Genomic DNA, 21,087 nt, shown 5'->3' with positions numbered 1-21,087 from the left:
CACATTCGGCCGGGCGACAAGACGAAATCACTGCCGGACACGGCGTGGACGGGCGCGGGACGAGACGTGCGAAGGAAGGCGTACGGGACGGCCGGAGCCGTCCCGCGATGAGGCGTCATTCGGCGGCATCGAGCTGTGGTTCAGCCTCGTCGCCACCCTCCTCCTGCCCTTCGTTGGCGAGGAATTCGGGGAGCGAGCCAGCCTCCCCTTCCTGTTCGACTGGCGAGGCGGTGGCGTCGACCGGGCGCAGCAGCTCCGGCAACCAGCCCGAACCCTCGAGAAGACGCTCGGCCTCGCTGGCCATCTCGGACTTCTTCAGGTGATCGATCAATTGCGCGGACGATTCACCTCGCGCCTCCCGCACCGCCTCCAGGATACGCGGCTTGGTGACGCGGCCGAGATAATTGTCAACAGTCGGTCGCCAGCCGGACTGAACCATGTCGAGGCCGACAGCACGCGCCAGCACATCGGCCTGATCGAACCGAGAGCAGACGCCGTGAGCATAGACACGGCCCTGATTGTAACGGTTGGCCGGCTCATGGACGGCGTTGACCGCAAATGACGCACAGTGAGCGAACAGGGATGCCTGTGCGGCACCGTCAAGGGCCGTGAGCGCATCCCAGAGATCGTTCTCGCTCTTGGGCAGCCGGGCCTTCCAGGACTCGTGCCGGGCCTCAACTGCCTTGGCAGATGCGCTTTCCCTGAGCCCGGGGGCTTGAGCGGGAAAGGTCGGCGTACGAAGTCCGATCTCCAGACATGTGTTGGACGATCCGTACCGGTAAAAGGCCGTCAGCACGAAATTGTGCAGCACCGCCTGGAACGCGATTGCCGGATGTTCTGCCAGCGCGTCCCGTAATGCCAACGTACGATGCGCCTTTCGGTGATGAGTCGATCCGGCAACGGCCTTGCCGCATCCTCATCATGCTCCTCCGGCTCGGTCGATGCACCGGCGAGCGAAATCGCCGTGCGCTGGACCGAAGCACCGGGCTCCTGCCCTTCAGTCACCGCTACATCGGTGCCTCGCTCGCCTTCGACACCGGCCGCAGGCTCCTCGTCCTCCGGTCGGACATAACCCCGATTGACAGAAAGCCGTCCTTCGCAATCGATGCTGACGAAGACGCCGGCTCTGGCCATCTGGTCCGGCTCGAAGATGTCCGGCCGGTTGTTGAACGCTTCGAGCGCCTGCTCGAGTTCGCCGAGCCGCGCGTCCACCTCACCGGGCAGTTCGTCAGCGCCTTCAAATCTTGCCTCAAGCGCGTCGTATTCAACCTGGAGAGTATCGAAGCGCGCCTGCTCTTCGGCGGTGAGAGCCGCCGGATCTGCCTCGAGCCGGCGGAGCCCGTGGTCATGGCCGTAGGGAAAGCTGGCGGCGGTCACCTCTATCCACTTCCAGCCTTCGGCGGCGATCGCCTCAGCTTCTGCCCGCAACTTCTCAGCCACGAGACGCTCCAGCAGCGCAACGTCCTCGAGCCAGCCGCCGCCATCTTCTTCGAAGAGATCGCGCAGCACGCCGCCGCCGGCCGCTTCATAAGCGGCGAGGCCGACAAATCGGGCGCGCCTGTCGGAGACCCGCACCGCACGCTCGGTCAGGAGGCGCCTGATCTGATACGGCTCTTCATAACCCGACTTGTTGACGGTCTCCCAGACCTGTTCCTGCCGGCCGTGATCGGCGGTAACCGAGAACGCCATCAACTGTTCGAGCGACATGCCGTCGTCGGCGTAAACCTCGAGCAGCTTCGGGGACACCGCCGCAAGCCGCAGCCGCTGCTTCACCACGTTGACGGATACAAAGAAGATGGCCGCGACATCTTCTTCGGACCGCCCTTGCTCGCGCAGGGTCTGGAATGCGCGAAACTGGTCCAGGGGATGAAGCGCGATGCGGTGCACGTTCTCGGCGAGCGAGTCTTCTTCCGCGGTGATCACGTCAGCCATGTCACTGACGATGCATGGGACCGGCGCGGTCTTCGCCAGACGCTTCTGCTTGACCAGGAGCTCAAGTGCGCGATAGCGGCGACCTCCGGCCGGCACCTCGAACATGCCGGTTTCCCGGCCTTCGTCGTCGAGGACAGGCCGGACGTTGAGACTTTGCAGCAGGGAGCGCCGGGCGATGTCCTCGGCAAGATCCTCGATCGAGATGCCGGCTTTGAGGCGCCGCACATTATTCTGGCTCAAGATGAGTTTGCTGAAGGGAATGTCGCGCGACGACGACAGCTTGATCTTCTGAACGGCCTTTGCCATGTCAGTTTCTCCGAAACGGGCGGCCGGGAGCCTCTCTCTCGGCCTCCAACCCGTTCACGAACATGCCTGCCCCTCTCTCGCTCTCGCTTTCTTGCTGGCGCAATGGCGGTGGTTGGCGGCTGCCGCGCTATCGGAAAACTGAGTTGCCCGAGCTCGGATGCGATCCAGTTCACCTCTCGTTTCAGAAGTCGAGGTCACGTGGGTCGAAGCTGCAAGCGAGTATCGCGACACTTGGCGTGCATCTTTCGGTGCCGCGCCGGTTTTGGCGACGGCGCTACGGTCTCCGAGCCGCCGCGGAATTGCCGGCCCGCGACGGACATCAACGTCTCCCCGAGAGGCAGCGCCATCCCCGAACTGGTGAGCCGGAAGAGCGCAGACAAGCCAAGCCGGAGAACGGAATCCCCGGCTTGGCCGCAATTACGCCACGCGGTCGAGCAACTTCTTGGCCTTGGCCTCCATGTCCAGGCGGACATCCTGATGCGGCCTGTCGCGCGCGACGGCGGTGATGCCCTGCACGAAATCGAAGATGCTTTCAGGCGGGCGGCCTTCCTCCGCCAGCACCGCCTCAATCACCTTGCCTGTCTCGGCCTTGGAGAAGCCGCGGCGGCGCAGAAACTCGGTGCGATCCTCGTCGCTGCGTGCCACGATCCGCTCGCGGGCGGCCTTGATGCCGTTGACAAAGGGCATGGGTGAGGAGTCGGCGAAGTTCAACAGTGCCGGGGCTGCCTCGTGAGCAAAGCGGGAGGCTGCGTATTTGGAATGGCGGATGGTCATCTCCTCGAAATCTTCCACGCCCCACAGATTGCGATTCTGACAAACCGCACGAAGATAGAAGCTCGCCATGCCGAGCGTCTTCGCGCCAACTTCCGAGTTCCAGCAATAGAAGCCTCGGAAATAGAGGTCGGGCGAGCCGTCCCGGAGACGACCGGCCTCGATGGGATTCAGATCATCGACCAGAAACAGGAAAACGTCCCTGTCCGACGCGTAGAGGGTCGTCGTGTCCTTGGAAATGTCGACGCGGGGATTGTAGATGCCACTTGACCAGTCGAGCGCACCAGGCACCTTCCACCGTGTATCGCCTGTGCCATTGCCAGCGATGCGTTGTACGGCCTCAACCAGCTCGTGGTCGTAGATCCGGCCATAGTCGGGACCGGTGACAGCGCGAAGCTCGATGCGGCTACCCTCGGTCTCGAGCGTTTTGATCTGCTCGACCCGATTGTCGGTCAGGCCATATTGCAGGTTGATTGCTGCGAGTGCCGCGGGGAGCTGCCGCAGGTAGGTGGCCGGAGCGCCAACCTGGCTTGCAAGCTGGCCGAAGCTCCAGTGGGTCGGGGCGAGCGGCGTGTCCAAGCCGGGCAGCATCAAGGCCAGGCGCTCAGGATCGGCACGGTTTGCCTCGACATGGATGAGCGCGCTTTCGACCACGCGCGTCCGGCTGCGGTCCGCGCGATCGCGCACCGTGCAGGCCAGTTCGTTGAGCGACAGATAGCGCTCATCCGCCGGACGACAGAACCACTCCGAGGACACCCGACCAATGCGCTCGCCGCGGCTCACATCCACTCTGTAACCGAAACTGGCGTTGCGGCTGGCATCAACAATCTGCGTATTCATGGGAGCAATCTCCATGACGGGCGCCGGAAGACTCTCCTCCGACCCTCAACCCGTCATGGCCAAGGCCGCTCCCCTCTGCCTCTCCTGTATCATCGGTCGCCAACGGCAACGTCCAAGACGCGCGACCAAGGCCTTCTACCAAGACCCTTGACCAAGACCCTTGACCAAGACCCTTGACCAAGACCCGCGACGGCGGCATCCGCCGCGTCGCAGCTTCCGTCAGGGATGGAAGCCCGAAGGGTGAAAACCCGGCGCAAGCCGGGGTTTCAGCGCCAGCCGACAGCCCGGTCCCGCAGGGAGGCGGCAATAACTCAGCCAACGCTTGACAAGACATTTTGAACACGAGTGGCCAAAAGTCTGACGTCCCTGGCAGATTGTTGCGGACGCGATGCCGTATCGAATTCTGCCCGGAGTTCGCGAACTGGAGTTCGGTATCGACGGCATCGACATAGGAGATTTTGTCCGCCGTGGGCAGATTGAGTTCGGGTCCCAACAGCCATTTATAGAGAAACCAGATGCGACGCGTGTAGAGCCCGATCGGCGTCTGCTTCACAAGCTCCGCAATCTCCTCCCGCACGGCGAGGAAAAGCCGCTTCAGGATGGCGAGCTCTATTGCTTCGTTCTTGAGCGCAAAAGTCAGATTTCTCTCAAGGGTCGCGGCAGGCGCATGACGCGGCGTGTAGATGCGCCATCTTCTCACAGTCGAGCGCGAGCGGCCGGCTGTTTGCGCTTTTGCAATTCGAGGACGAGAAGGTTCTTGCCCAAAGCCAGGCCCGCCTTCGCCGACTCGCTCCGCCTCGCAGAAGGCCGCGCTTATGCGCGCACAGGCGGCGACGAACGCCCCCGTGTTTGAGGCCGCTAAGACGCGCGCAAAACCTGGGCGGGGCGCCGGCGCCGGAGGAGCCGGCCCAGATCGATCCGTGCAACCTATCCAACAGCGAGATATTCTCGCTGGCTCGCGCAGAAAAACGAACCCCGCCCAATAGTCTGAGCGGGGCTCTGAAGGATCGAGGCTCACTCGCCGTTCTTGCGCGGGCGCGACCACAGCAGCGTGTAGCCCTCGCCGCCTTCGTCGTCGAACAGGTTCGCGTAGATCGGTGCGTTGAACGAGGGGTCGTCGAGCTTGAGCGAGAGGTAATCGCGGCCCTCTTCGGAGCGCTTCGACCAGGCTGCGCCGATCTCGGCCCGGCCTACATAGATTCGGTGGCTCGGAGCGTTGTCGTTGGAGCGGTTGGTCTCGGCGACGATGCGGACGCCCTTTGCCTGCAGGCTCAGGGTGACAATCTCGCCCTGGAAATCGTTGCCCAGCTTCTTGAAAGAACCGATGTTAGCCATGTCACTTCTCCTGTTGTGTTTCGAGCCCGCGACCACCGCGGCCTCGATGGCGATCTAAAGGCCGAGGACGATCGGCGACGCACCCGTTCGGGCCGGAGCGCAGCGGAGGACGGCGTTGAGGCGACTTTCTTGTCTCGCGAGGAATGGGCGAAGCCCAGGGGAAGAAAGTCGCATCAACGGCGTTGCGGCTCAGACGATCGAGGCGAAGCCGGTCTTCGGCCAGATCAAGCCATCAAAGAGGCCACGTGCGTCCGCGTGCTGAAGCGCAATTTCAAGGAGAAGATTGGCCAATTTCGGTTCAGCTGCACAAGATGTTGGAACGATTCAGCGAAGAAATAGAAACGATCTGCTGCAAAGGGCGGTATCGTCCGTGAACGAACATCGAGAGCGCGCAATCCGCCACCGCGACGAGTGGGCTAGGCCGAGATTGCTGCAGCCTGGTCGAAGCGCACCGAAGAGGCGGATTTGCTTCTCGTTCTCGTCATCTTGACCCCGCATTCAACGAACCGATCTACCCGAACTTGTTCGACGAGGAAGGAGACGAATGATCATCCCTCGCGTGTGGCGGCCGTGAGAATGGTTGAGACGGCTCCGCCAAGTCTAGCCGGCTCGAACGGACGGCTCACCGCAAGCAAGCACAGTCAAGCGCGTCCGCGTCCTGCCGCCAACACGAAACGCGCCGAGGCAAGCGAAGGCAGCCCGGCAAGCATTGCGATCTGGGGCAGGCAAAACATCTGCCTCTCGATGGCCATCTTCCGTTGGACGGTTTCGAATTCCGAGCATGAGCAGCTCGCCATTGCCCAGACCAACGAAAATCCACGTTGCCAGAGAAATTAGGCCTATTAGCCAGCGCGCTGAAAGACGCTTTCGTCAAGCCGCTTGAGCGACAGGCCCAGACCTGCACGATCCCGGAAGAGCAGCCTGATACCACATAAAAAACGGCCCCGGGAACGGCGGACTGATAGTCAAACTGCAGAAATCGCTTGAACCTCACGCCACGTCAGGGCGTAGCCTGGAAACCGTCGGCAGATCCTGATGACGCGAAGCATCGGATCGGGACGTCACACAACCAAATGACAGAGCTGGTTCGGCGTCATCGTGAGTATTGCGCCGTTCGTACCCCTCAACGCGAAGCGAACGGCGCAGCCGCATTAAGCCAAAATCGCTCCCTCGCAAGCAATTCGATCCAGGAGACATGGATGAAATTAGCGAAGACCTCTGTAATCGCATGCGGCATTTCCGCTTTCCTCGCATACTCCGTCATTGTGCAAAGCCTCGCCACCGACGCCAGGGCTCGCAAAGGCATGCAAGACAGGAGCGTACAGAGCGGCATGAGTGATGATGACGATTCTTTGCCCAAACTCAGGACCGCGGGCGGGAAAGTGGGCAGGAAATCGACCAAGGGCGCGAAGAGTGCAGCCGGCGGCAACGCACCGGACAAGGAGACTGATTGATCCGCAACCAGCAGCACACCGGTGGGTGGGAAGCGACTGACGCGAGGCCGTGTCCGGGTAACCCTCCACTCGCACCCGCTGGCCGGAGGTTCAGCCGCACCAAGATGAACTGTGACGGTCGTCGATCTTCAAGGAATACGACAAGGACGAAGGTTCAGCCATTTAACTCGCGCGTTTGCCGTGGCCGCCCGACGGAAGCCATGAAACTAACCCTGATCAATAGCAGCGCAACGGCCGCAATGCTCAACTGCCCGATCGAAGAGGAGCAGTTGCAAAGGCTGAACGGTGACCCGATGCGATCGTTGTGCACGATAGCATTGGGTACTGCCCTCCGATCTCGTACGACCGCGTCAGGTTACCGACATTCATGTTCGGAAGCCGCCCGAGGAGTTGGCTGGCGCGGCGTGAAAAAGCACAACTTTTTGGTCTCTCGTCGGTTCTTCACGGTCTGGCACGCCGGTTGCTGAGTGATGCACGGCTTGGTTGCTCAATCACGACCTCCTGAGGCCCAAGCCGCTTCGTAGCGCAACTCGTGCGGGCGGATCTCCCGCCGCCCGCACGTTTTTCATGGCTTCGACCTGGCGCCGCGCTTCATGAGCTTATGTTTGCCCCGTGAGGAGGCTGCGCGCGCCCGTCTGGCACGCGAGTTGCTCGGAGGAATACGGCTTGGCCCTCATGTATCGCGCCCCCCAGAGATGGCCAAGCTTCCACCCAGACTAGCGCGGGTGGTCCCCCAAGCCGCTCGCGCGACTTTCCATTCGCCGCGGGTCTGCCGAGATCGGGCCCGGCGAAACGCTGTGGAGATTATCGGCATGATCCGTGGAGAGCTTTAGAATCGCTAAAGCAAGCCGCTCATAGACCAGCCACTCACAGTTGCTCACGGAAACGCGTTGTGATGGAGAACGGAGTGGACGTCCGATGCATCTTAAGTATTCAATACCGTGGGCGCAGCAGCAGCATTAGCGATCGGCGCGCACGATGCTCTCGATGTTGCGCCGAACGTCGGCATCATGCTTGGCGCATTATTGATTGTCGCCTTTCCGGCATCGGTGATCGCTAGCCTTTTAAGTTGCTGTCAAACCGAACGGCGCGATGACAGAACCGGTTGATGATCGCCTATTACTCTTAGATTTCTGCCGGCTCGACCGACATGGCTCCGCCGGCGCAGCGCTATGCCCCCCGGCAGGAGCCTTCGTTCCGAGATCTCACGATGCGCGGCTCTCGTGACTGTCCGACACCAGGGCTATTTGTCGCGGTCTTCCGCTCAGCCGCGACCGAAGGTGGGAGTTTCATCTCCAGGAGCTGCGCGCGCGACATACCAAACCGGCCAGGAGATCCGATGGTGACGCCGAGCGCGGCGAAGCACGGCGGGTCACTCCCGAAAAATGATTCCAGAAGCGCCGTGTCGATCACGTCGTTTTGGACTGCTGCCATGGTCACTTTCGTTGGCGAGTACCTTTGGAGGAACCGGCTGAGACGCAGCAGGACGGCAGGAAGTCCTTCCACATTCGCCTCAGCCGGATCCGACAAAAACATGGGTGCGGCACTGCCGCTTTCGCAAGTGCCTGGAAGGCCTTGAAACGATACGCCCCCCTTCTAATTTTATGGGTAGCCACGCAGTAATTGCACGGCACAATCGGGCGCCTGCTACGGGGCGCGTGCAGGCACCCGGCAAGCGTCCTGGGTGCTCTTATCCATGTTGCTCAAAAGGAGGATATGGCTATGACCACGCTTGATCTCGCTCCCCTGTGGCGATCGACGGTTGGATTCGATCGTCTGTTCGACCTTCTCGCGGACTCCGGCCGATGGACCGGCGCGGACAATTACCCGCCCTACGACATCGAACGTGTCGGTGAGGACCACTACCAAATCACGCTGGCTCTTGCCGGCTTCCCGCCTGACACGGTCTCCATCACGGCCGGGCAGAACACACTGACCGTTGAGGGTCGCAAGGCCGACAAAAGCGGCCATCAATATCTCTATCAAGGCATCTCTGCGCGCCCGTTCCGACAGATCTTCAATCTGGCCGAGTACGTGCAAGTGAAGGGCGCCTGGTTCGAGAATGGCATGCTCAAGATCGATCTGGTTCGGGAGGTTCCCGAGGCGATGAAACCGCGCCAGATTGCGATCAACACAGGTGCTGATCACCAGAAAGATGAGAACAAGCATGCGGCGTAACACCGCCTGCTCACAATTGAATTTTGCGGCGAGGCTTTATCGCGTCGCGAATTTTGGAACAAAGAAGGAGAAAATCCATGGCTATCACCGATCTGCCCCCCTGGGGCCGCGGTCGTGATCTGACCACCCGTCGCTCCGAAAACTACAATCCGGTTCTAACCCTGCACCGGGAGATGAACCGGCTATTCGATGACGCCTTCCGCGGCTTCGATGTCGCGCCATTTGGCGGCAGCTTTCTCGAGCAGTCGATGAATTGGCCGAGCATCGAGGTCAACGAGAGTAACCAGGACGTGAAAGTCACGGCGGAGTTGCCAGGTCTCGACGAGAAAGACGTCCAGATCGAGCTCGCCAATGGCGTTCTCTCGATCAAGGGAGAGAAGAAGACTGAGACGGAAGACAAGGATCGCAGGTTCAGCGAGCGGTACTACGGCAGGTTTGAACGGCGCATCCCGATCGAAGACGTGGACCAGGACAAGATCTCTGCTGCGTTCAAGAACGGAGTTCTGACTGTCACCATGCCAAAGCTGCCGCAAGCAGAATCCAAGGTGAAGCGTATTGCGATCAACTCGAAATGACACAAATCGATGGGAGCGGTCTCCGCTCCCGTCCTATTTCCAATAAGAGCGGGCGGGGGTGTGCCCGACCATGGACACAAAGCGGAAATCCAGTTTTGCAGGCGCTGCGGATGTTGTTGCGCATGCAAAGATCGCGGCTCAACACATCGAGGAACTGAAAGTCGCCTGTGCGAATGGAGATAAGAGCGCGGCCCGCCGTTCGCTGCGCCAGGCTATCAGCGAACTCGAGCTGGCGCGCGCTATGGTGCGGACCGGTATTGATTGAGTCCGCGCGGATTTGGCGCTGCGTCCGAGTCAAGCAGACGGCTGGTGCGTAGCATCGCTTCCAGCTTGGCTGAGAGTTCCTGGGAGAAAAACGGCTTGCTGAGGAGCAGACTGTCGTTCATGTGTTTGCTAGGCTTTTCGATGAGATCTGGATAGCCACTGCAGTACACGATCGGCAAGCCCGGCTGCTGCCGTTGAAGCTCAAGTCCGACGTTGAGTCCAGAAACGTCGGGCATCGCCAGATCAATAATCGCCACATCGATTGCTTGATGAGAAAGGGTCGACAGCGCGGCATCCAGATTATCAGCCGCAATCGCCTGGTATCCGAGATCGTCAAGCATGTTCCGTGACGTTTCGCGGACGCTCGCGTCGTCGTCCACAGCAAGGATGTACTCCCGTGCGCCCATGCAAGGAGTGCCCAATTGGCTCATACAACTGCACTGGTCGATATTCGCACGGCAAACCCGTAGACCTGCGACAACCCAAGTTCCGTTCCCTTGTCGGGCTCCTTGGACCGGGCGGTCCTTGGAACAGGTAAAGGCCAGCATAGTTGCCAGCCCATAGTACCGAGATAGGTAGGCCCGGCAGGCGACCGCGGCCGCTCGCGGTGCTCTCACAAGGCGGTCCGAATTGATGCCAACCCTCCCCATGACTGCGGCCGGTCATGCCGCCCTTAACGACGAACTGGCCGACCGCACTAGAATCAAGCGGCCTCATCTTGCCGAGCGCATTCAGCAAGCGATTGCCGACGAGCCCAACCTTATTGAGAATTCGGAATATCAGGCTGCGTTGGGCGAGCAAAGGCTCAACGAAGCTCGCATAGCCGAGTTAGAAAGCAAGCTTGCACGTGCAGAAATCATCGAAGTGTCAAAGCTCTCCGGCGAGACCATCAAATTCGGCGCGACGGTCACACTGACGGACCAGGATACGGGCGAGGAGCGAATTTGCCAAATCGTTGGCGAGCCGGAAGCCGACCCGGCAAAAGGCAAGATCTCGTTCAGTTCCCCGCTCGCACGGGCGTTGATAGGCAGGTCCAAAGGGTCAGTCGTAGCCGTCCAGACGCCAGGCGGTGACAAGAGTTACAAAGTTGAGCAAGTAAGATGGCTGCCCTAAAAGCAGAGGGGCTGGGCTTTTGAGCCAATACGTCTGCCAGAGCATGAATTTGGCAGTCGACCGGCCAGATTGTCTTGAACCTTTTGCATCAATGCAGCAGGCGAGTGGATGTGCTGCTTGCCTGGTCAGGCGGAGCAACTTTCACGACGGCGGAACTGGTTTGACCGCCCCGCACGATGGTGAGCTTCACATCTTGACCGACACGCGCCAGGCCGATCTTGTTACGAAGTTGCGACGCGCTGCGGATCCGACGGTCGTCTGCCATGACAACAATATCGTCCTTCCGCAAGCCGGCCCTTGCAGCCGGAGAGTCTGCCGCGACCTCTGCGATCACCGCGCCTTCGTTGCGCCCTTGTTTGGTCGACGGTTGGAGTTCGCGCAGTGAAACGCCAATGCGGCCTCGCTCAACGTGTCCCTTATCTACAATCTGCTCCATAACGATCCGGGCCATATTCGCGGGAATTGCAAAACCGATCCCGACATTCCCTCCGCCCGGCGAAATGATCGCGGAGTTGATGCCGACCAATTCGCCGCGGAGATTCACCAATGCGCCGCCGGAATTTCCCGGATTGATCGCAGCGTCGGTCTGGATGAAGTCCTCAAAGCCTTCCTTGCTCAAGCCAGTGCGACCCAGCGCACTGACCAGGCCGGACGTGACGGTCTGGCCGAGTCCAAAGGGATTGCCGATCGCGAGCACGAAATCTCCGACCTCAAGCGCATCACTGTCGCCGAAAGGAAGCGCCTGAAGGCCGGCAGGGTCTTGGATCTGCAGCACTGCAACGTCAGTTGGCGCATCGCGCCCGATTACCTTCGCAGTTAACTGCCGGCCGTCCTTGGTCGTGATCCGAACGACCGAGGCGCCTTCGACAACATGATTGTTGGTCAACACATAGCCGCGCCTGGCATCGACGATGACTCCCGAACCGGTCGAATTGATTTCCTTCTCGACCTGCTTGGGAATGTCGAAAAACTCACGAAAGAACGGGTCGCGGTAAAGCGGATTGTCCTCACGGACACGGCCGTGCACGGAAATATTAACAACCGCGGGTGTCACCTGTCGAACTACCGGCGCCAATGTTGGCACAGAACCACCCGTCTTCAGGTCCGGCACTTGGGATATAGCCGGTGAAGCCCCGAATAGCGCCACAACCAGAAGCCATGCCAATATTGTTCGCTGACCCAACATTCCGATCACCCTTGCGTGCTTGTGGGATCGTCAATCTGAGGCAGACGCGTTCCTTCCAATGCTAGGAGCGGAATTGCCCAGGCTGCTGCGGCATGGCCAAGCAGCACGATCGCTAGAACGGCTTCCGTGACCATCACAGCGCCCTCCGCTGTGCGGCGGCCCAGGGCCGCCGCAGCCGCATGGGGACGCCACCGCCACTGGGCGGATCATCATCGTCGTCTCTGTCGAGTTGCCGCAACGCTGCCAGTATGTCGGCCAACTTCACAGCGTGGCCCATTCCGGGGACCTCCCGCATGCCGGGACAGGATTCCACGGCGTACATATCCGACGCCCACGAGGACAGGATGATTCGCTTCTCAGGCGTCGAGAGCTCAATGTCATTCAGGACTTCCGCCGGAGAAATGTAGCGAGCGGCGGGGTGGAAGAATGGGTGCAGATCGCCGCCGTCGATTTTTACGTTAGTCATGGCTCGCCTCCCTGTTCACTCCTTTCCAGGGGATGGTGCTCGTGATTTGGGTGGCGGCGTAGTCGATGCGCCACCCACGTTGAGATGAGATCGGTCAGGAACGTCCGATGACATCGCCGGTCCACGGATCGAAGCTACCTAAGCTGCCTTCTTCCGCTCAATTTGCGACGAAGCAGCCGTTGCACCGATCTGGATCTTGCGCGGCTTCATCGTCTCCGGAATCTCTCGAACGAGATCAATGGTCAAGAGACCGTCCCGGAAGGATGCCTGCTTGACCCGGACGTACTCGGCCAGACTGAAGACTCTCCGGAACGGTCGCGCCGGAATACCTTGGTAGAGATACCGCCGCGCATCCCCGTCGGACGTCTTGCCTTCGATCGTGAGCGCATTTTGCTCCGCCGTCACGGAGATGTCACTAGCGCCGAAACCTGCTACGGCCAGCGTGATTCGATAGTGATCCTCACCGGACCGCTCGATATTGTATGGCGGATAGCTATCCTCATTCGGCCGGCGCGACATGCCGTCGATGAGGCCAGCCAAGTGATCGAAGCCGACGCTGGTGCGCCACAGTGGCGTAAAATCAAGTGTCCTCATAGCCAAGTCCTCCAAAGAGCAATATGGATACGAAGCAAGGCAGGATCGGAGTTTCGATTATCGTCGAACACCCCCGGTCCAGCCTCGTCGAGCCCGGCCTGGCGCTCGACATACCGCAGTCGCGGTCGAGAAACGAATTAGAACTGACACTCGTGAATTCAAGAGGCCGTGCGCTTTTTTCTGACCGAACCTCGCCTGGCGGGTCAGCGACTACGCGGCCAAGCGATCCGGGTAAGCACCCTGGCGTAGGACATCCATCACTCGCTGCTCTCGCTCAATCCGGGCTTGATAGAGCTGCCGCCTTGCTCGCTCCTGGCAGTTGAGAGCAGGCGCTCGTAGTGACCGATCACCTTCAGACAACCTCGGATGAGGAAGTCGCGGACGGCAAGCTCAACTGTTGCTTGAGGTTGCATCAGAGTTCCCGCGCACGGAATGCCTCGCCGAACTCAGCCCGGACATGAGTGCCGCTCGCTCTTGACGAGATTGCGTAAGGTAGGGAGCGGCCTTCGCGGGCCGCTCTCTGAGGTTCAGCTTGTTGCCGCCAGTCCCGCGGGATGGGGCGACGGTTGCGGCCAGATGCCGGTCGGCGCGGAGGTCGGCGGCAGCAAGATGTCGATCTTCATCGTTGCCGCCGCGGGCTGCCATTTCAGCCACGGCATCGTGTCGAGATACGGGATTGGCGGCAGTGGCAGTCCAGTGAAGGTACCCTGTGTGGCCTCGGCTCCCCGCGGGCTTTCCACGCCGTAAGCACCGAAGGCCGCCAGAGACATTGCGCCGGCTACTACTAAAGCAAGCAGGCTTCGCCGCAGATTGCGGTTGGTCTCCGTCCGGTCGGACAACGTATGGTGATAACTCAGCATCTATACTCCTCCCATCGTTCGAAAACAGATCCAGGCAATGGTGACAAAACTCAGGGAGAACATGAACCAATGGATCGTGTCCTGCCTCATCCTGAGCCGACGACGATTAGGCTTGTTCATGGGACACTCCATCTTTGGAAGCGGTCTTCTCTCCTCTCATCGGTGGAGCCCGGCCTTGATCGGCCGGGCTCGGTTGTTCAGAAGTCCATGGCGGGAGCTGCCGAAGCGGATTCAGCCTTCTTCGGCTTTTCGGCCACGAGTGCCTCGGTGGTGATCAGCAGCGAGGCCACCGACGCAGCGTCCTGCAAGGCGGTGCGCACGACCTTGGCGGGATCGATCACACCGGCTTTCACAAGATCCTCGTACTCGCCAGTTGCCGCGTTGAAGCCCCAGTTGTAACTCTGGTGCTCCAGAAGCTTGCCGACAACCAGTGAGCCGTCTTCGCCGGCGTTCTGCACGATCTGCCGAGCCGGCATCCGGATGGCGCGACGAACGATGTCGATGCCGGCCTTCTGGTCGGCGTTCGCGGTCTTGATGCCGTCGAGCGCTTCGAGGGCACGCAGGAGGGCAACCCCGCCTCCGGGGAGAATCCCCTCCTCCACCGCCGCTCGAGTCGCATGCATCGCGTCGTCGACACGGTCTTTGCGTTCCTTGACTTCGACCTCCGTCGCACCACCCACACGGATCACTGCGACGCCTCCGGCAAGCTTGGCGAGGCGCTCTTGCAGCTTTTCGCGATCATAGTCGGAGGTCGTCTCCTCGATCTGGAGCCTGATTTGCTGGGCGCGCGCCTCGATATCCTTCTTGGCGCCCGCGCCCTCAACAATGGTGGTGTTGTCCTTGTCAATGACGACCTTCTTGGCGCGCCCGAGCATCTTCACTGTGACGTTTTCCAGCTTGATGCCGAGGTCCTCGCTGATGACATTGCCGCCGGTCAGGATCGCGATGTCCTCCAGCATGGCCTTGCGACGATCGCCGAAGCCAGGTGCCTTGACGGCCGCGACCTTCAATCCGCCGCGCAGTCTATTGACGACCAATGTCGCAAGCGCTTCACCTTCGATGTCCTCCGCGATGATCAGGAGCGGCTTACCGGACTGAACGACCTGCTCCAACAGCGGCAGCATGGTCTGCAAGCCGGACAGCTTCTTCTCGTGAATCAGAACGTAGGGATCCTCGAGTTCGACACGCATCTTCTCGGGGTTCGTGACGAAGTAGGGCGAGATGTAGCCGCGGTCGAACTGCATGCCCTCGACCACTTCGAGCTCGGTGTGCAGGCTCTTGGCCTCCTCGACGGTGATCACGCCTTCATTACCGACCTTGTTCATGGCGTCGGCCAGGAAGCGGCCGATCTCGGTATCACCATTGGCGGAGATTGTGCCGACCTGGGCGATCTCGTCATTGGAGGTGATTTTCCTGGCGTGTGATTTGAGGTCGGAAACGACGGCGTCGACAGCCAGGTCAATCCCCCGCTTCAGATCCATTGGGTTCATGCCGGCGGCGACGGATTTGCTGCCCTCCTTGAAGATGGCCTGAGCGAGCACGGTCGCGGTCGTGGTGCCGTCGCCCGCCAGATCGTTGGTCTTCGAGGCGACCTCGCGCACCATCTGCGCGCCCATGTTCTCGAACTTGTCCTCCAGTTCGACCTCTTTGGCGACGGTTACGCCATCTTTGGTGATGCGCGGCGCACCGAACGATTTCTCGATCACGACGTTACGCCCCTTCGGACCGAGTGTGACCTTCACCGCGTTTGCCAGTGTGTCGACGCCCCGCAGCATGCGCTCTCGGGCCTCGGTTGCGAACTTCACGTCCTTGGCAGCCATTTTGATCTCTCCTTTCCTCTATGACTGTCAGCGCGCTAAGCTGCCTTCTTGACGGTCGCTGTCTTGTCGACAACACCCAGAAGGTCGCTTTCCTTCATGATCAGGAATTTCTCGCCGTCGATCTTGACCTCGGTACCAGACCACTTGCCGAACAGGACACGGTCACCGGGCTTGACGTCGAGTTGAATGAGCTGGCCCTGTTCGTTGCGTGCGCCGGGGCCAGTGGCGACAATCTCGCCCTGCTGCGGCTTCTCCTTTGCTGTGTCTGGAATGATGATACCGCCGGCGGTTTTCTCTTCGGCGTCGAGACGTCGCACGAGCACGCGATCGTGCAAGGGACGGAAATGCATGCACATCCTCCTTGGGTAGGTTCAGCGATGTCCAAAACCGGGTCCATAACGGCCCCCGGGCAAAAATCCACCTAGGAGCGAGGGTTCTACTTTCAAGAGGTTGGAAGAAAATTTTTGCGGCGAAAGCCGGATCGTCGATATTGCTCGCGGCTCGTAACCGGAGAGCATTCTCCTGCGTCCGGAAACGCTCAGCGCACCTTGAGAATTGAAACCGTCAAACCGAGACGTTGTCTCGGCTTCAGAACAACTCTGCGCGGCAAATTGAGCATCGTCGAAAGGAGGGTAACCAGAGATGTGGAGCTTAATGGTACTTGCTGCTCCAATCGGGATGGTGATCTCGCTGCAGGCGAAAGAAGCGGATTCGTCGCGAGCAGTGCGAAGCTCCGAGGCCACCGTTAAGCAGCTTGTCAGTGATCAAAGCGGCCAGCCCCCGGGCAAGAACAAAGTCCGGCGGCCGCAAGGACCGTGATTTCTCGGCGGGAGCCATCGTGCTTGATATCTGCACCGGCTGCTGATTCATCGATCAGCAGCCGGCCAGCAGTTTCTATGTTCTGCTTCTACTATGCGCTCGCTGAAGCAGCCGCAAGCTCCGGAAGGCGTGCGCACAGCGTCGACTTGATACGCTGCAACGCACGCTGCTCGATCTGGCGGATACGCTCACGCGAAATACCGAAGGTATTGGCAAGATCGTCAAGCGTTCTTTGCTCATCTGCCATGTAACGGGCTTCGACAATGGTGCGTTCTCGCGGAGAAAGCGCACACAGCGCCTCCGAGAGTGCGGCCTTCTGCCGTTCTCGGTCTCCGGCCTCCACGAGCAGGGTTTCAGGATCAGGAGATGAATCTGCGACCCTGTCCTGCCACTGTTCGCCTTCCTCGTCACTGAGTTGAACATTCAGCGTCATGTCGCCACGGATCCGCCCGTTCATCTCGACGACGTCGGTTTGCTTGACCTGAAGATGGTCAGAGATCTGCTTCACCTGCTCCGGCGAAAGCTCGCCATCGTCCGGCGTTCCAAGGCGTCTCTTCAACTTTTGAAGGTTAAAGAACAGCTTTTTTTGCGCCGCGGTTGTGCCGAGCTTGACGAGCGACCATGATCGCAGGACGAATTCCTGTACGGACGCCTTGATCCACCAAGCGGCATAAGTCGCCAGGCGAAATCCCTTCTCAGGGTCGAACCGCCTGACGGCCAGCATCAATCCGACGTTGGCTTCCGAGATGAGGTCGGCGATGGGCAATCCATAGCGCCGATATTTCAGCGCGATCTTGGCAGCCAGTCGTAGATGGCTCGTCACCAGACGGTAGGCAGCTTCGCTATCCCCGGCATCCCGAAGACGCCTTGCATACATCACTTCTTCGGAGGCATCTAGCAGCGGGAAGCTACGGATCTCGTGCAGGTACCGGGACAACCCGGCTTCCGAATGGATAGCGGTGAGGGCTGACTTGATTGACATGACTTGCCCTCCTTCATAAGCCGTCGCCGCTCTTGAGTTCTAACGAGCGGCCAGACGGAAGATGCAGCTGCGAGACCCCGCCGAGGCGAGTAAGGCTGATCGGCTGCCAAGCGACAATACGGGTCGTTTTCATATCCAAATCCTCCACGGAGCAAAATGGTACGAGCCGCCGTGTCGCCTGGCTTAGCTGGGCCATGAGGCGCCCAGCGACACTCGGGCCGGCGGCGCCAAAAGAACTACGAAACCAACAGGTTGTTCCTCGTATCAGCTAGCCAATTCGTCGGAAGCCATACTGCCGCTGCCCGATGAGGCGGAGGAGGAGCCCGACGCCTCAGGCGGCTTCCGAGTGCTCAGTCCGTCAAGGGTTCAAACACCTCGTAGACTTGGGACATTCCGAACCTTGGCCGAGACGTATACCTATCGAAGTCGGGTAGCGGTGCGGCACGGCTAAGTTTAAATGGATTGCGCCGCCGGCGAGGCGCTCATCCGCGAGGCCGACGATCTGCTCTGCCAGAGCTGGAACAAAAAGATCTGCGCCGACGGCGGGCCCGGTCGACGCATCGCCGTCGATCGACCAGGCCATCAAGCCGGCTATCCGTGGCTCGAAATCAATTGCTCGCGGTGCAAGACACCGCTCGCGGTCGCGCCTAGCCGCGCTGCGCCACGTTCCGACCACCAACGTGCGCGATCTCGCCGGTCGCCTGCGCTGCGTGAAGTGCAGTACGGCGGGCAAGCGGCCGGCCGCGGAGCTGCTGCAGCTGTGGCGGCGCTGCCCGACCGGAGATGCGACGTGACCGAGCTCACGCGTCGGCGCGACAGAGCCGCAGCCGGGCAGAAATGGAACATCCTCTATAGCGACGTCGTCGTTGGCTCAATCGGGCTGCGCTGAGGCCAAGTTGTCATGTCATCACGAGAGGTAGGACGCTCAGCCGATCAGCAGCCAACTTACGCTGACGATGAGCGCCACAAACGACATTCCAGCGAAGCTGAGAAAAGCCCTATTCAACACCAATCTATGCGATCGAAGCTGGACATGGATCGCCGGCAGCGCCATTCCCGCAGATAAGCACGTCAGCGAGGGTGACTCAGCTTTGGGGGCCTAGAGGCCGGTGCTGAGGCCTGTCACCGTGATGAATCGGGACGTGACCCGAGGCGTGGAAGCTAACACGGCTGTCAGAAGTTGCTAGTTTTTCCCGCGCGATCCGACGAAGCTAGTTTTAGTACGCTCCTGTCCAATTGCCACGCGTCAGGCTAGGAACCATCGCGAGGAGATCAGCGTCTAATTGGCGCTTCTGGTCAGCCAAGGTGCCCCCGACTGCCAGAGGAAAACCCGTATCGTTCGGGTTAGCGGCCCCCGGTGGGGGCCGTTTTCAGTTCGCCGCGAAAGCCGAGTGGTGCTTGTCCAAAGTTGATCGTCACGATTCACATAGTTCAATGCCGCGCGCTCCATCCTTCGAACTAATCGACGCGCTCGTATTTCGCAGATGGTGGATGCAGATGGAATTTACTGGACGCCCGATGCGGGGACGTTTCCTCGTTCGGCAGGGTGGCAACGGATGGATGGTCTACGATAGCGAACTCAAAGGACCGGCGCAGATAGAAAAGAACGGCGCGTTCGCCGAGAAGCTGACAAAAGAGCAGGCTGAGACTTTGGCGAAGCTGTTTACGACTCGCGACAAAAAAGACCCCAGCTCCCGGGGAGAGTGCTGAGGCCGGCAAGTAGTCCCACGTGGTTACTCAACGTCGTTGGACTGCTGCTTGTTCCCCGAAGCGAAACGGCCCCAGCGAGGTGCCAGCCGGGACCGCTCCAAACTGATCGAGAATATGCCCCGGGTCTTCGGGGGCAAGAGCCGGGGTCCTGAAGGCGCTGGCGAAGTCTAGCGGCGTTACGAGGCAGGCCGCGTAAAAGCTGGCGCGCAAGCTGCACGGCGGGCTGTCCGGTCGCTGCCTTGCGAAGCGCCTTTATGGCGAGCGCAGCATGGTCGGCGGCTTCATCGTTTCCAGCCTTTCTAATGTGCTCCAGCGTAGGTAGTCTCACTTGATTTCTGGAGGGCTTGGTTTCGGCAAACCATATTTCGCCGCACGCATCTCTGCCAGATGTCGGTATGCCGAGGCTTGCTTTAACAGCTCTGCCTTGAACGCTCCATTCTGCTCAGTGACCGCTAACTTCTCGAACTCAACGGCGCGTTCCAAGTATTCCGTAAGCATCTTCATGATTGAAAACAATCCCGCGAGCGCCCTGACAGCGAGCTTCGCGCTTCTGAACTAGGTAGTCAATCACATCGACGCGGAGAGTAAATCGAGCTTGTACCTTCAAATTAGTCATTTTAGCTTTCGTTCTGCGACCCAGTCAGACAGGGCGTTTGCCCGAACTAATAGCAGCTGGTCCACTTGTGCGTCGGAGAGGCCGACGACCGCGATCATGTGCTGGACCAGAGGATCTGCGCGGCGGATTTCGGTCGCGAGATCCGACTCGTCCTGGACGTTCGCATTCGCCGCGATCACTACCTTGAGCCGCGGCCCATGTGCCGAGCTCGTCAAAGGCCCGTTTCAAGCCGAGTTCGGTGCAGGAGGACGGCACCGGCGCCGGCGGATTAAGAAATCCAATCACCGCCGGGTCGTCGTCGGCGATCTGCTCGGTCACCATCGGCGCCAGCTGCTCACAGACAAACCATCCAACGATGATACCATCGCTGTTTCGCTCTACAAATCCCATCAGCTTTATCCCTCCAACGGATCGAACCATCCGCGGGTAAAGCAGCGGTAAGACGTGCTCGCATTGGATGATCGCGCGGCAATCTGCGCTGATGTATCAATCCAAATGCGCAGATCATTTGCGTTGCCGGAAGTGGTGGTTGATGCTTCCAAACCGTTCCCGCCGACAGAATAGCTAGGTGCGCTGTCGGTAAGGCCGGTTTCGTGCGTTCATTAAAAGGTGTTTTGCGTGGGATTCCCCGCAATGATGTTCACCAGAGTTTGCATCCTAACGCCGGTCGGACAACTGGCGAGCGAAAAGGTCCGCAACGTCGTCCCGACAGTCGCGTTTATATCCGGCGCTGAACCAGGTCAGAAACATTTTCTACCTCGCTGCAAAAGTCGCCGCATGACCTGATGGTCGACATAGCTCTCGAATGCCGCTGCGAACTCGACCGTCTCGCCTTCTTCGATCGTTTTGTGATCTCCGGAAATCGCCCCGATGGGATTTATGTGGATCTTCCGGTTCAGGTTCAGAGATTAGGTGGTCGCACAGCTGCGAGCGTTGGCCGAGGGCTAGCGGAGTCCTAATCGTTTCGGGACTGGAATTTAGCCCTTGCTAGCAGCTAGGGCCAATCGAGTTTACTTGGCTTTCGTCGACGTCACGACCGGCAGCACGCGCCTCGATCGTCGCGATATCGGCATCGACCGGCAGCTGGATCGGATCCGTGGTGCGCTTGCCGCGGCCATCGCCATTGCGGCGGCCGTTCTCGTTAAGTGCGGTCAATCGCGCCGATCTCCTCGAGCCAGGGCAAACCGCGACCGTATCCTGCGATAGGTCGCAATCCGCCGCCAGCGACGGGATACCGACGTCGCCCTCGACATACTCCCCGAGCGC

22 protein-coding genes and 1 pseudogene are annotated in these 21,087 nt (G+C 60.1%); 9 read left to right on the top strand and 14 right to left on the bottom strand.

Features of this window, described 5'->3' with window-relative positions:
• Window positions 1-115: 115 nt before the first annotated feature.
• The 4 genes and pseudogenes from ACE10X_RS12085 to ACE10X_RS12070 all read right to left on the bottom strand — a co-directional run bounded on the left by ACE10X_RS12085 (window position 116) and on the right by ACE10X_RS12070 (window position 5,184).
• Window positions 116-2,238 (bottom strand): annotated as a pseudogene (locus tag ACE10X_RS12085) (ParB/RepB/Spo0J family partition protein).
• Window positions 2,239-2,655: 417 nt separating this feature from the next.
• Window positions 2,656-3,849 (bottom strand): hypothetical protein, encoded by a 1,194-nt coding sequence (locus ACE10X_RS12080; RefSeq protein ID WP_028343862.1) that lies wholly within the window; start codon window positions 3,847-3,849, stop codon window positions 2,656-2,658.
• Window positions 3,830-4,549 (bottom strand): hypothetical protein, encoded by a 720-nt coding sequence (locus ACE10X_RS12075; RefSeq protein ID WP_028343861.1) that lies wholly within the window; start codon window positions 4,547-4,549, stop codon window positions 3,830-3,832. The genes ACE10X_RS12080 and ACE10X_RS12075 overlap by 20 nt, the downstream gene beginning before the upstream one ends.
• 314 nt (window positions 4,550-4,863) lie before the next feature.
• Window positions 4,864-5,184 (bottom strand): DUF736 domain-containing protein, encoded by a 321-nt coding sequence (locus tag ACE10X_RS12070; protein WP_018270286.1) that lies wholly within the window; start codon window positions 5,182-5,184, stop codon window positions 4,864-4,866.
• 576 nt (window positions 5,185-5,760) lie between these two features.
• Here ACE10X_RS12070 and ACE10X_RS12065 point away from each other — a divergent pair.
• The 6 genes from ACE10X_RS12065 (at window position 5,761) to ACE10X_RS12040 (ending at window position 9,656) form a co-directional block, all read left to right on the top strand.
• Window positions 5,761-6,021 carry a hypothetical protein gene (locus tag ACE10X_RS12065; RefSeq protein WP_155258731.1) on the top strand — a complete coding sequence of 87 codons (261 nt, stop codon included), beginning with the start codon at window positions 5,761-5,763 and terminating at the stop codon, window positions 6,019-6,021.
• A gap of 362 nt (window positions 6,022-6,383) precedes the next feature.
• Window positions 6,384-6,638 carry a hypothetical protein gene (locus tag ACE10X_RS12060; protein ID WP_016843182.1) on the top strand — a complete coding sequence of 85 codons (255 nt, stop codon included), beginning with the start codon at window positions 6,384-6,386 and terminating at the stop codon, window positions 6,636-6,638.
• A gap of 941 nt (window positions 6,639-7,579) precedes the next feature.
• On the top strand, window positions 7,580-7,747 hold the full coding sequence (locus tag ACE10X_RS12055) for a hypothetical protein (RefSeq protein ID WP_155258730.1): 168 nt from the start codon (window positions 7,580-7,582) through the stop codon (window positions 7,745-7,747).
• A 613-nt stretch (window positions 7,748-8,360) separates the two neighbouring features.
• Window positions 8,361-8,816, top strand: coding sequence for an Hsp20 family protein (locus ACE10X_RS12050; protein WP_016843181.1), 456 nt, complete (start codon window positions 8,361-8,363; stop codon window positions 8,814-8,816).
• 77 nt (window positions 8,817-8,893) lie between these two features.
• Window positions 8,894-9,391, top strand: coding sequence for an Hsp20/alpha crystallin family protein (locus tag ACE10X_RS12045; RefSeq protein ID WP_016843180.1), 498 nt, complete (start codon window positions 8,894-8,896; stop codon window positions 9,389-9,391).
• Window positions 9,392-9,461: 70 nt separating this feature from the next.
• Window positions 9,462-9,656, top strand: coding sequence for a hypothetical protein (locus tag ACE10X_RS12040; RefSeq protein ID WP_035633041.1), 195 nt, complete (start codon window positions 9,462-9,464; stop codon window positions 9,654-9,656).
• Here ACE10X_RS12040 and ACE10X_RS12035 read toward each other — a convergent pair.
• Window positions 9,631-9,996, bottom strand: coding sequence for a response regulator (locus ACE10X_RS12035; protein ID WP_233475806.1), 366 nt, complete (start codon window positions 9,994-9,996; stop codon window positions 9,631-9,633). The two genes, ACE10X_RS12040 and ACE10X_RS12035, sit on opposite strands and share 26 nt — an antisense overlap.
• A 292-nt stretch (window positions 9,997-10,288) precedes the next feature.
• On the opposite strand from ACE10X_RS12035, the gene greA reads away from it, so the two are divergent.
• A complete protein-coding gene (gene greA / locus ACE10X_RS12030) occupies window positions 10,289-10,768 on the top strand; it encodes a transcription elongation factor GreA (protein WP_028343859.1) in 480 nt (159 codons plus the stop codon).
• 88 nt (window positions 10,769-10,856) lie between these two features.
• Here greA and ACE10X_RS12025 read toward each other — a convergent pair whose 3' ends face one another.
• The 7 genes from ACE10X_RS12025 to rpoH form a co-directional block, all read right to left on the bottom strand.
• Complete coding sequence (locus ACE10X_RS12025) at window positions 10,857-11,954, bottom strand: trypsin-like peptidase domain-containing protein (RefSeq protein WP_253592498.1); 1,098 nt, start codon at window positions 11,952-11,954, stop codon at window positions 10,857-10,859.
• A gap of 133 nt (window positions 11,955-12,087) precedes the next feature.
• Entirely contained in the window at window positions 12,088-12,420 is a 333-nt protein-coding gene (locus ACE10X_RS12020) for a hypothetical protein (RefSeq protein WP_016843176.1), read from the bottom strand.
• A gap of 138 nt (window positions 12,421-12,558) precedes the next feature.
• Window positions 12,559-13,014 carry an Hsp20 family protein gene (locus ACE10X_RS12015; RefSeq protein WP_038375292.1) on the bottom strand — a complete coding sequence of 152 codons (456 nt, stop codon included), beginning with the start codon at window positions 13,012-13,014 and terminating at the stop codon, window positions 12,559-12,561.
• A gap of 527 nt (window positions 13,015-13,541) precedes the next feature.
• Window positions 13,542-13,874 carry a hypothetical protein gene (locus tag ACE10X_RS12010; protein WP_129964896.1) on the bottom strand — a complete coding sequence of 111 codons (333 nt, stop codon included), beginning with the start codon at window positions 13,872-13,874 and terminating at the stop codon, window positions 13,542-13,544.
• Between the two features lie 197 nt (window positions 13,875-14,071).
• Window positions 14,072-15,694, bottom strand: a complete 1,623-nt coding sequence (groL, locus tag ACE10X_RS12005) for a chaperonin GroEL (RefSeq protein WP_016843172.1) — start codon at window positions 15,692-15,694, stop codon at window positions 14,072-14,074.
• Between the two features lie 35 nt (window positions 15,695-15,729).
• Window positions 15,730-16,044 carry a co-chaperone GroES gene (gene groES, locus ACE10X_RS12000; protein ID WP_038375291.1) on the bottom strand — a complete coding sequence of 105 codons (315 nt, stop codon included), beginning with the start codon at window positions 16,042-16,044 and terminating at the stop codon, window positions 15,730-15,732.
• Between the two features lie 560 nt (window positions 16,045-16,604).
• Window positions 16,605-17,495 carry an RNA polymerase sigma factor RpoH gene (rpoH, locus tag ACE10X_RS11995; protein WP_016843170.1) on the bottom strand — a complete coding sequence of 297 codons (891 nt, stop codon included), beginning with the start codon at window positions 17,493-17,495 and terminating at the stop codon, window positions 16,605-16,607.
• 457 nt (window positions 17,496-17,952) lie between these two features.
• On the opposite strand from rpoH, the gene ACE10X_RS11990 reads away from it, so the two are divergent.
• Both ACE10X_RS11990 and ACE10X_RS11985 read left to right on the top strand, forming a co-directional pair.
• The gene (locus ACE10X_RS11990; RefSeq protein WP_050999402.1) at window positions 17,953-18,384 is read left to right on the top strand and encodes a hypothetical protein; all 432 of its coding nucleotides are present in this window, start codon (window positions 17,953-17,955) and stop codon (window positions 18,382-18,384) included.
• 509 nt (window positions 18,385-18,893) lie between these two features.
• The gene (locus tag ACE10X_RS11985) at window positions 18,894-19,205 is read left to right on the top strand and encodes a hypothetical protein (RefSeq protein WP_233475805.1); all 312 of its coding nucleotides are present in this window, start codon (window positions 18,894-18,896) and stop codon (window positions 19,203-19,205) included.
• Between the two features lie 324 nt (window positions 19,206-19,529).
• On the opposite strand, the gene ACE10X_RS11980 is transcribed toward ACE10X_RS11985, so the two are convergent.
• Entirely contained in the window at window positions 19,530-19,709 is a 180-nt protein-coding gene (locus ACE10X_RS11980; protein WP_016843164.1) for a hypothetical protein, read from the bottom strand.
• Window positions 19,710-20,808: 1,099 nt separating this feature from the next.
• On the bottom strand, window positions 20,809-20,976 hold the full coding sequence (locus ACE10X_RS11975) for a hypothetical protein (protein ID WP_016843161.1): 168 nt from the start codon (window positions 20,974-20,976) through the stop codon (window positions 20,809-20,811).
• Window positions 20,977-21,087: the final 111 nt, after the last annotated feature.

The sequence above is a fragment of the Bradyrhizobium sp. Pha-3 genome, from assembly GCF_042258325.1.
In the GTDB taxonomy this organism is placed as follows: domain Bacteria; phylum Pseudomonadota; class Alphaproteobacteria; order Rhizobiales; family Xanthobacteraceae; genus Bradyrhizobium; species Bradyrhizobium elkanii.
This window is presented reverse-complemented; position numbering and strand designations above follow the sequence as displayed.